10 protein-coding genes are annotated in these 11005 nt (G+C 63.4%); 9 read left to right on the forward strand and 1 reads right to left on the reverse strand.

The features are described from left to right. Positions 1-107: 107 nt before the first annotated feature. The 9 genes from DNK49_RS21490 (at position 108) to DNK49_RS21530 (ending at position 10525) form a co-directional block, all read left to right on the forward strand. Positions 108-1373, forward strand: a complete 1266-nt coding sequence (locus DNK49_RS21490) for an MgtC/SapB family protein (protein ID WP_110529760.1) — start codon at positions 108-110, stop codon at positions 1371-1373. 33 nt (positions 1374-1406) lie between these two features. Next, positions 1407-2231, forward strand: coding sequence for an AmmeMemoRadiSam system protein B (amrB, locus tag DNK49_RS21495; protein WP_110529763.1), 825 nt, complete (start codon positions 1407-1409; stop codon positions 2229-2231). Continuing rightward, on the forward strand, positions 2212-2781 hold the full coding sequence (gene amrA / locus DNK49_RS21500) for an AmmeMemoRadiSam system protein A (protein ID WP_110529766.1): 570 nt from the start codon (positions 2212-2214) through the stop codon (positions 2779-2781). The genes amrB and amrA overlap by 20 nt, the downstream gene beginning before the upstream one ends. After that, a complete protein-coding gene (gene amrS, locus DNK49_RS21505; protein ID WP_110529769.1) occupies positions 2781-3851 on the forward strand; it encodes an AmmeMemoRadiSam system radical SAM enzyme in 1071 nt (356 codons plus the stop codon). The genes amrA and amrS overlap by 1 nt, the downstream gene beginning before the upstream one ends. 128 nt (positions 3852-3979) lie before the next feature. Beyond that, positions 3980-4708 (forward strand): dienelactone hydrolase family protein, encoded by a 729-nt coding sequence (locus DNK49_RS21510; protein WP_110529772.1) that lies wholly within the window; start codon positions 3980-3982, stop codon positions 4706-4708. Positions 4709-4774: 66 nt separating this feature from the next. Beyond that, positions 4775-5314, forward strand: a complete 540-nt coding sequence (locus DNK49_RS21515; RefSeq protein WP_110529775.1) for a putative metalloprotease CJM1_0395 family protein — start codon at positions 4775-4777, stop codon at positions 5312-5314. Between the two features lie 163 nt (positions 5315-5477). Beyond that, entirely contained in the window at positions 5478-8918 is a 3441-nt protein-coding gene (gene mfd, locus DNK49_RS21520; RefSeq protein WP_110529778.1) for a transcription-repair coupling factor, read from the forward strand. Between the two features lie 22 nt (positions 8919-8940). After that, on the forward strand, positions 8941-9906 hold the full coding sequence (corA, locus tag DNK49_RS21525; RefSeq protein WP_110529780.1) for a magnesium/cobalt transporter CorA: 966 nt from the start codon (positions 8941-8943) through the stop codon (positions 9904-9906). 136 nt (positions 9907-10042) lie between these two features. After that, a complete protein-coding gene (locus DNK49_RS21530) occupies positions 10043-10525 on the forward strand; it encodes a DUF488 domain-containing protein (RefSeq protein WP_110529783.1) in 483 nt (160 codons plus the stop codon). Here DNK49_RS21530 and DNK49_RS21535 read toward each other — a convergent pair. Further along, a partial coding sequence (locus DNK49_RS21535) for a hypothetical protein (RefSeq protein ID WP_207807070.1) occupies positions 10482-11005 on the reverse strand: 524 nt, incomplete at its 5' end. The genes DNK49_RS21530 and DNK49_RS21535 overlap by 44 nt on opposite strands.

Below are 11005 nucleotides of genomic sequence, written 5' to 3' on the forward strand. Positions count from 1 at the left end.
GCGGGCTGTTCCGCCACGTTCGCGAGTGGGCTACAGTATTACCCAAGCACGTGCCCACGAGCACGCCCTTCCGCGCAGGCGCAAACCCCGACAGAAGGATGTCACGCATGCCAAGCACCGTCCCGTTCGACCCGGAGCAGGTCGAAGCCTTCCTGATCGCCATCGGCATCGGCCTGTTGATCGGCCTGGAACGCGAGCGCGTACCCTCCGCCCGCGCCGGTCTGCGCACCTTTGGCCTGGTCGCCATGCTGGGGGCGCTGACCGGCCTGCTCGGCCAGCACCTTCAGAGCATCGTGCCATTTGCAATCGGCATGAGCATTGTCGGTCTGATGATCATCGCGGCCTACCTGCGCCACCCGGATCCAACCGACCCAGGCACAACCTCGGTGGCTGCACTGATGGTGTGTTACTGCCTGGGCGTGGCGGTGTGGCTGGGTTACACCACGATTGCGGTGATGCTGGCGGTGGCCACCACCATCTTGCTGTACTTCAAGGCGCAGTTGCGAGGGCTGGCCACCCGCCTGCAAGCCAAGGACTGGATCTCCATCCTGCAGTTCAGCGTGCTGTCGCTGGTCATCCTGCCCATCCTGCCCAATCAGGAATACGGCCCCTATGACGCACTGAACCCCTACCAGGTGTGGTGGATGGTCGTGCTGATCTCCGGCGTCAGCCTTGCTGGCTATGCCGCATTGCAACTGGTCGGCGCCAAGCACGGCGCAGCCTTTGTCGGCATCTTTGGCGGACTTGCCTCCAGCACCGCGACCACGCTGGTCTATGCGCGAAATGCACGTGAAACCCCCTCGTTATCGTCAATGGCGGCGCTGGTCATCGTACTGGCCAATCTGGTGATGGTCGTGCGGGTCAGCATCATTGCCGCGCTGGTGGCACCGGGCTTGTTGCGCGCCTTGATGGTTGTCGTGATACCCGCCCTGATCCTGGGTCTGCTCGCCCTGCTGTGGAACTGGCGACGACTCAGTGAAAGTGGCGACGCGGTGCTGCCGCAAACCAGCAACCCCACCGAGTTGCGCACTGCACTGGGCTTTGGTGCGCTCTATGCGGTCGTGCTGTTCTGCGCCGCCTGGCTGTCGGATTACGCTGGCACCAGCGGCATGTACGTGCTGGCCGTCGTGTCGGGCTTTACTGACATCGATGCGATTGCACTATCGAGCATGCGCCTGTTCAACCTCGAGCGACTGGAGTTGCAGACCGCAGTGATCTCGATCGGCCTGGGCATGGCGGCCAACCTGAGCTTCAAGACCATCATGGCGGTCGGCATCGGTGGCCGTGCATTGGGTCTGAAGGTGCTTGCCGGGATGGGCGCAGTAGCCATTGGCCTGATGCTGGGAATCGGATGGCACGTGCTCGGCCTATAATCAGCGTATACCTCCATCAGGCCTGGATAAGTCATGGCGATTGCTTCAATACGCCCGGCAGCGGTGGCCGGACAGTTCTATCCTGCTGACGAGCGGGTGCTGCGCACCCAGCTGGGTGAGATGCTGACGGCTGCGGTGCCACTCGAAACCATGGTTTCGCCCAAAGCGGTGATCGTGCCACATGCGGGTTATGTCTATTCCGGCGCGGTGGCGGCGACCGCGTATGCAGGTCTTGCCGCCCTGCGCGATCAGATCGAGCGGGTCGTGCTGCTGGGACCCAATCACCGGCTCGCAGTGGATGGCTTTGCCTTGCCAGCCGCGCAGGCCTTTGCCACCCCGCTGGGCACGGTGACGGTGGATCGCCCATCCTGGCTGGCGCTACAGCAGCGTGGGGATGTGGTCGTGGATGATCGCCCCCATGCCTATGAGCACTGCCTGGAAGTTCAGCTTCCTTTCCTGCAGACCGTATTCGATCACTTCACCCTGCTGCCGCTGCTGGTGGGCGACGCTTCGACCGAAGCCGTTGCCGAGGTGTTGGAAAGCCTGTGGGGCGGGCCGGAGACCCTGATCGTGATCAGCTCCGACCTGTCGCACTACCATCCTTACCATCAGGCGCAGTGGAAGGATCGAGCCACCATCGAGCACATCCTCGGCTTGCATGCTGATCTGAGTCACGATCAGGCCTGCGGCGCCACACCGGTCAATGGGCTGATCCAGTGCGCCCGTCGCCATCACCTGCAAGCCCATCTGCTCGATCTGCGCAACTCGGGCGATACGGCGGGCGACCGCAATCGTGTCGTCGGTTATGCCAGCATCGCCTTCTGTGACCCGGTGCCCCATGCCAGCCAACATCACTGACACCGCACTCGGCGCGGCCCTGTTGGCGCGCGCACGGCAAGCCATCGCCCACCACCTGGGACTGGCCCCTGCCCCGGCTGACGACCCGCAGTTGGACGAACGGGGCGCATGCTTCGTGACCCTGACACTCGATGACGACCTGCGTGGCTGTATCGGCAGCCTGCGGCCCCAGCGCCCGCTTGGCGAGGACGTGGTCCAGAATGCGGTAGGCGCGGCCAGCCGTGACCCGCGGTTTCCGCCCCTGAGCCGGGATGAGTTCCAACGCATTCGCATTGAGGTTTCGCTGCTGTCCTCGCCCGAGTTCATCGATTTCGACACCGAGGCCGAGCTGCTTGCGCAGTTACGCCCCGGCGTGGACGGCTTGATGCTGTTTGCAGGCTGCCGTAGCGCTACCTTTCTGCCACAGGTCTGGACGCAACTGCCCGAGCCGCGAGCCTTTCTGTCCGCGCTAAAAGCCAAGGCCGGCATGGCGCCGGATCGACCGGTAGACGGTCTGATGGCTGCGCGCTACACCGTACGCAAGTGGCAGGAGCCCGAACTGGAGGCGTGATGAACCACCCTGCGCGCTACTGGCACCCCTTGGACGACGGCCGCATCCAATGCGACTTGTGCCCGCGTGACTGTCGGCTGCATGCAGGCCAGCGCGGCGCCTGCTTTGTGCGCATGCGCGAGGGCGATGCGATGGTGCTGACCACGTATGGACGCAGTTCGGGCTTCTGCATCGACCCGATCGAAAAGAAACCACTGAATCACTTCTATCCGGGCAGCAGTGTGTTTTCCTTTGGCACCGCGGGCTGCAATCTGGCGTGCAAGTTCTGCCAGAACTGGGACATCTCCAAGTCGCGAGACATGGACAGGCTGATGGATGCCGCCTCGCCAGACGAAATCGCGGCGACCGCCGCCGCCCACGGCTGCACCAGCGTCGCCTTCACCTACAACGACCCGGTGATCTTCGCTGAATACGCGATCGACGTGGCTGCGGCCTGTCACGCGCGCGACATCCGTACCGTGGCGGTTACCGCGGGCTACATCAGCCCATCCGCACGGCAGGATTTCTTTTCCTGCATGGATGCCGCCAATGTCGACCTGAAGGCCTTCACCGACGATTTCTACCAGAAGCTGTGCGGCGCCCGGCTACAGCCGGTACTCGACACCCTGAGCTGGTTGCACCACGAAACCTCGGTGTGGGTGGAGATCACCACGCTGCTGATTCCAGGACGCAACGACAGCGACCACGAGATCACCGCACTGTCGCGCTGGATCCATGACGAACTCGGCGCCGAGGTGCCATTGCATTTCACCGCGTTCCACCCCGACTTCAAGCTCGACGACTTGCCCCCGACACCCCCTGCCACCTTGCAACGCGCCCGCCGGATCGCGCAGGAAGCCGGGCTTCGGCATGTCTACACCGGTAATGTCCATGATCGCGACGGTGGCACCACACACTGCACAGCTTGCGGCAAGGCACTGATTGTTCGTGACTGGTACCAGATTCTCGATTACGCACTGACCGAGCACGGCAGCTGCCCGGATTGCGGTACGCCGCTTGCCGGACGGTTTGGCCACTTCCATCCTCCTTTCGGTGCCCGTCGCATACCGGTTGCCATCCACCGTACCTGAAGCGGAGTGGCGACGACGCGCTGTCTCACATGCTGGCATACATGTCAGCGAGCGCTGCGAACGCCGCCGGCTTGCAGGTGCCGCCCGGGCTGTGAGATGCTGGCACAACCCGGTTCCCTATAACGATCGTGAAGCTTCGGCATACCCTGATCAGCATTCCCGCCGACGGCATCTGGCTGGACGGCAAGCTTTCTCACGCGCCCGATGTCCGCGGCCTCGTGCTCATCGTGCAGCCCGGCGCCAGCGCAGCCGTCCATGCCCGCGAGGAACGCATTGCCGCCGGCCTGCAGCACGGCGGCCTGGCCACGCTGACGCTCGACCTGATTACCCGCCACGAGGAACAACGCGACCCTGACGCCCGCTTCAACGTCTCCCGTCTTGGCGAGCGGGTGCTCGCCGCAGCCGACTGGATCGAACATCAGCCACCGCTGACGGCGCTACCCTTGGTCATCGTCGGCTCCGGCACCGCGAGTGCGGCGGCCATCCGTGCGGCGGTGAAGGCACCGACACGTTTCCAGGCCCTCGCCTGCCTGGCCGGCCGGCCGGATCTTGCCGGCGCCGGCCCGCTGCGCAGTCTCCGCACGCCTACGCTGTTCGTCGTAGGCAGGGACGACCCGGCCACTGCATTGCTGCGCCAGGCCTTCGACATGATTCCCGGCGACCACGACTGGCGCGCCGCACCAGGCCCCGAACCCGAGCACATGGCCCCCCTGCAGCAGGACGCAAGCGCCACCATCCTGGCCGAGTGGATGGCCCGGCATCTTCCAGCACTGCCCGCCCCCCCGCCCGAACCACTGCCGCCGCAGCCTGAATCGTTACCGGATATGGTCGATCGACCTGCAACCGATTCCATCTGAGCGACTGCACATCAGTCGCCGCAGCGTCTAAAGTAAACATGAAGCCTTGGCTGGATTCAGCGATTCATGTCGATTTCAGGCATCAACACTTCGAATACGGCCTATATCCCGACCAGCATGTCGGCCGGAGAGGGCCGTGGCACCAGAAGCACCGCTGCCAATGAAGAATTGAGCGCGGGGGATCAGCGCGTCCTCGAGCGCCTCAAGCAACGCGACCGCGAGGTGCGGGCTCACGAGCAGGCACATGTATCTGTCGGCGGCAGCCTGATCCTGTCCGGCCCCAACTACACTTACCAGACCGGGCCGGATAAACGCCCCTACGCCATTGGTGGTGAAGTCACCATCGATACCTCACCCGCGCGGACCGCCGAGGAAACCCTGGTCAAGGCAGACCACATCCGGCGCACCGCCCTGGCACCGGCGGATCCTTCCCCGCAAGACCGGCAGGTGGCCGCCAAGGCCGACAGCATGGCGAGCGAGGCCCGGCTGGAGATCAATGCCGAACGCAACGGCGAACCCGACAATCGCGCCAGTCCGCTACAAGCGCTGTTCGACCGCATCAATGACCTGCCACCTGCCGGCGGCATGATCGACACCTACGCCTGAAGCGATTGACTTGGCCGGGTGCGGACACCCCCGGGCGATCCGCCGATGCTCGCCCCTGTGCTGGTCAAGCTGCATGACCAAAGGCTCAGGCACGCCGCAGCCGGCCGCATCACCTATAATCCCCCGCTTCCCAGCCGTCAGCACGCCCTCCGGCAAGCCTCCAATGCCCTCCTCGTTCGACCGCCTGTTGCCAGCCCTTGCATCCCTTCCGCTCCCCAAACCCGGTAGCCGTTTCGATCTGCCCACCCTAAGCGGGTCGGCCGATGCGCTCGCCATCGCCACACTGGCCGGACACGGGCGGATGCTGACCGTGGTGACGGCCAACCCGATTGACGCCCAGCGCCTGCTCGACGAAATCGCCTGGCTGGCACCTGGCCTTCGCCTGCACCTGCTGCCCGACTGGGAAACCCTGCCCTACGACAACTTCTCGCCACATCAGGATCTGATCTCCGAGCGCCTGTCCACGCTGTATGCGATCACCCGTGGTGAGGTCGATGTCGTGCTGGTCCCGGCCAGCACTGCGCTCTACCGCATGGCTCCGCCCGCCTTCCTGGCGGCCTACACCTTCTTCCTGAAGCAGGGCGAGCGCCTGGATGTCGAGCAACTGCGCATGCAGATGGCAGTGGCAGGCTACGCCCATGTCACCCAGGTGGTCAGCCCGGGCGAGTTTTCGGTGCGTGGCGGTCTGGTCGACCTGTTCCCGATGGGCTCACCCTTGCCCTACCGGATCGACCTGTTCGATGACGAGATCGAGAGCATCAAGACCTTCGATCCGGACACCCAGCGCACGGTGTACCCGGTCAAGGAAATCCGCCTGCTGCCAGCGCGGGAGTTTCCGCTCGACGACACGGGCCGCAGCAGCTTTCGCGGCCGTTTCCGCGAAACCTTCGAAGGCGACCCCACCCGTGCCTCGATCTACAAGGACGTGTCGAACGGCATTGCCCCGGCTGGCATCGAGTACTACCTGCCGCTGTTCTTCGACGACACCGCGACGCTGTTCGACTATCTTCCTACCGACGTCCCGGTGCTGCTGCATCGCGATGTACCCGCTGCGATTGCCGAGTTCTGGCGCGACACCCGCTCGCGCTACGACCTGCTCAAGGGAGACCGCAGCCGTCCGGTGCTGGCACCTGAACAGTTGTTTCTCAGTGACGAAGCCTTCTTCATCGCGCTCAAGGACCGTCCACGCCTGGCAATCGGCGCTCAAGGGCACGGCGACCCTGCCGCCCTGCCCTTGCCGGAACTGGCTGTCGAACGCAAGGCCACCGATCCACTGCATCGGCTGAAGGCCTTCCGCGACGGGTTCAAGGGGCGGATCCTGCTGCTGGCCGATTCACCCGGCCGGCGCGAGACCATGGCCGAGTACCTTGGCGAATATGGACTCAAGCCGGAAGCCAGCGGGGATTTTGCCGCCTTCCTGGATACGGATACCGGGTTTGCCCTCGGTACGGCACCGCTCGGCACCGGCTTCATCCTCCCCGAAGCTCAGCTGGCGGTCATTACCGAAACCGAACTCTATGCGGCCACCGCCCGCAGCCGCACCCGCCGAGACAATCGCAAGGCCGCCACCATGGAAGGCTGGCTGCGCGACTTGTCGGAGCTCAAGCTTGGCGACCCGGTGGTGCACGTATCGCATGGCATCGGCCGCTACCTTGGCCTGATCCACATGAACCTCGGCGAGGGCGACACCGAATTCCTGCACCTGGAGTACAACGGCGGCGACAAGCTGTATGTGCCGGTGTCGCAGCTTCACGTCATCACCCGCTATGCCGGCGCCGACCCCGAGGCAGTGGACCTGCACAAACTGGGCTCCGGCCAATGGGAGAAAGCCAAGAAGAAGGCTGCGATGCAGGTGCGCGACACCGCCGCCGAGCTGCTCGCCCTCTACGCCCAACGTGCAGCGCGTCCGGGTCACCGCTTCGACTTCCGCCAGCACGACCTCGAGGCCTTCGCCGAAGGTTTCGGTTTCGAGACCACGCCCGACCAGCAGTCCGCCATCGATGCGGTGGTTTCCGACATGAAGTCCGGCCGGCCGATGGACCGTCTGGTGTGTGGCGACGTCGGCTTTGGCAAGACCGAGGTTGCCCTGCGCGCGGCCTTCATCGCGGTGCAGGATGGCAAGCAGGTGGTGGTGCTGTGCCCGACCACGCTGCTTGCCGAACAGCATTACCAGACCTTTGCCGACCGCTTTGCCGACTGGCCGATCCGCATCGCCGAGCTGTCGCGCTTCAAATCCGCCAAGGAACAGGCCGAGGCATTGCAGCACCTGGGCGAAGGCAAGGTGGACATCATCATCGGCACCCATCGCCTGCTGCAGAAGGACGTGGTGTTCAAGCGTCTGGGGCTGGTCATCATCGACGAGGAGCACCGTTTCGGTGTGCGTCAGAAAGAAGCGCTGAAAACCCTGCGCAGCGAGGTCGACATCCTGACCCTGACCGCCACCCCCATCCCGCGTACGCTCGGCCTGGCGATGGAAGGCCTGCGCGAGTTCTCGGTCATCGCCACCGCGCCGCAGAAGCGTCTGGCGATCAAGACCTTCGTGCAACGCGCCAGCCGCGGCATCATCCGCGAAGCGGTGCTGCGTGAGTTCAAACGCGGCGGCCAGGTGTACTTCCTGCACAACGAGGTCGACACCATCGAGAACATGCGCAACGACCTCGAAGAACTGTTGCCCGAGGCACGCATCGTGGTCGGGCATGGTCAGTTGCCCGAGCGCGAACTCGAGCGGGTGATGCGCGACTTCACCCAGCAGCGCGCCAACCTGCTGCTGTGTACCACCATCATCGAAACCGGTATCAACATCCCCACCGCCAACACCATCATCATCAACCGTGCAGACCGTTTCGGGCTGGCCCAACTGCACCAGTTGCGCGGCCGTGTGGGCCGCAGCCACCACCAGGCCTATGCCTATCTGCTGACCGACGCCAACGCCAAACCCACCGCACAGGCGCAGAAGCGCCTGGAAGCCATCTCCATGATGGACGAGCTCGGCTCGGGCTTCTACCTGGCGATGCACGATCTGGAGATCCGCGGTGCTGGCGAGGTGCTGGGCGAAAACCAGTCGGGCGAGATCCAGCAGGTCGGCTTCAGCCTGTATACCGAGATGCTCAAGCGTGCGGTCAAGGATCTGCAGGCCGGCAAGGAGCCCGACCTTGCCCAACCGCTGGAGGTGGTGTCGGAAATCAACCTGCACACCCCCGCGCTGCTGCCGACCGATTACTGCCCCGACGTACAGGAGCGGCTGACCCTCTACAAGCGCCTGGCCAACTGCGAGGCCGAGGACGAGTTGCGCGACCTGCAGGAAGAGCTCATCGACCGTTTCGGCGAACTGCCGCCGCAAACCCAGGCCCTGCTCGAGACCCATCGCCTGCGGCTGATCCTGAAGCCCTGGGACGTGCAGAAGCTCGATGCGTCGGAGGCGCAGATCACCGTACAGTTCGGCAAGGCCGCGCCGATCGACCCGGTGAAGGTGATCTTCCTGATCCAGAAGGACAAGACCACCAAGATGGCAGGCCCCGACAAACTGGTTCGCCGCATCGCCCTGCCCGACCTCAAGCAACGGGTCAAGGGCGTGCGAGACCTGCTGGAAGCGGTCAAGGCCTGACCCCCAACGGAACGCATCGAACATGCTGATCAACTGTACCGCCTACCAGCATGGCCGCAAGTTGGCCGATCTGCCGATCGACGATATCAGCGACTATCTGCAGAAACCGGACTGCTTCGTCTGGGTGGCGCTCAAGGACGCCACCCCGGAAGAACTCGCACAGATGAAGCAGGAGTTCGGCCTGCACGAACTGGCCATCGAAGATGCCAACCATGGCCACCAGCGCCCCAAGGTCGAGGAGTACGACGACGAGGTTTTTGCGGTCATGCACCTCATCGAGGAGCAGGAAGGCCGGCTGCAGGTGGGCGAAGTCCATGTGTTCGTCGGCCCCAACTACATCCTGTCGGTACGCAACCGCAGCCAGCAGGGTTTTCTGGGTGTCCGGTCGCGTTGCGAGCGTGAGCCGAAGATGCTGGCCAAAGGCTCGGGCTATGTGTTCTACGCCTTGATGGATGCGGTGGTGGATCGCTACTTTCCGCTGATCGAAAAGCTCGAGACCGAGCTCGAGGCCATGGAAGAGCGCATCTTCACCAAGGGTGCCGCGCGCCTGAACATCCGCCGCCTGTACCGCCTCAAGCGCAAGGTCACGCTGCTCAAGCATGCGGTGACCCCGCTGATGGAAGCCGCCGGCAAGCTGCACAGCGGCCGCGTACCTGCGGTGTGTGCCAACAGCCGCCATTACTTCCGCGACGTCTACGATCATCTCGCCCGCATCAACGCCTCGCTGGACGGCATTCGCGACACCATCGGCACCGCCATCCAGGTCAACCTGTCCATGGTCACCATCGACCAGACCGAGGTCAGCAAACGTCTTGCCGCCTGGGCCGGCATCTTCGCGGTTGCCACCGCCTTTGCCGGCATCTGGGGCATGAACTTCAACCACATGCCCGAGCTGCAGTGGGAATACGGCTACCTGTTCGGCCTCGGAGTCATCGCCGCCTCCAGTGGCCTGCTGTACTGGCGATTCAAGAAGGCGCGCTGGTTGTAAGACAGCGCCGGTGCACCGAATTACAACCGCTTTATCGCGTTGAAATGTGGGGCGGTGAGAACTGCGGGTTGGTCATGTCAGCGCTCGTCAGAGACCTCCATCCTCCAGTAGAATTCCGGCTCAAAGGGGCTCATCAATGACTGTTTTCACCATAGACTACGAAGGACTGGCCATCGACGCGTTCATGTCCTTGCTCACAGAGCACGGTATCGACACCGTCGTGGACATCCGCGAGCTCCCCCAGTCACGCAAGCCCGGATTTTCGAAGAAGGCGCGAGCCAAGGTGTTGAACCTTTCCGGCTTTGAGTACATCCACATGGCTGATTTGGGCTGCCCGAAGCCGGTACGTGACCGCTATCGCGAAGATGATAATTGGGCGCGTTACACCGAAGGCTTCCTGAAGCATCTCAACACCCAAGAAGCCGCCATTGCCGAACTATCTGGGCTTGCAGGATCGTCAAACTGCGCTTTGCTGTGCTACGAGGCCAACTTCAATTTCTGCCACCGCTCAATGGTGGCCGATGCCGTACGCGACTACTGCGGCGCGGACATCGAGCATATCAAGACGTCGGATGCTAGAACAACGAGCCCTGCCTCGCCTCGACTGGCTTTTGCTTAGGCGGGTAGATCAAACTGATGATCAGCCACTGATCCTGGAAGCGGTGCTGGTTGCCCATCAGGAACATCAAGTCCCTGACCCCAAGCTGCTTCTCCAGCTTCGCACGGAACGGTACTTCCCAATCGGCACCGTGGCTGCGGCGGCAGTTCCAAAAGAACGCGCCGACCTCCCAATCGACGATCTTATGCTTGCGCTCCTTCTCGCCCTCGGACGTTTCGCATACGTACCGATAGTAGAAGTCGAATGGCACCTTGCGTAGGTCTTTGACCTGTCTCTCGACCTCGGCCTCGGCCTCGGAAAAGAGATTGTCCTGCATCTGCTCGCGCATCAGCTTCTCTCTTTCCTCGTCCGTCCCCCTCTGGGTCAAGATGGTTGTCGCCTCGATAGAATCTGAAACTCGAGGGCGATAACGGAAGAACGAAGTGGCCAGATACGGACAAGCATTCAAGGACAAGGCGGTAGCACGGTTGTTGCCCCCGG

This window comes from Parazoarcus communis SWub3 = DSM 12120 (assembly GCF_003226565.1).
Taxonomy (GTDB): Bacteria; Pseudomonadota; Gammaproteobacteria; order Burkholderiales; family Rhodocyclaceae; genus Parazoarcus; species Parazoarcus communis.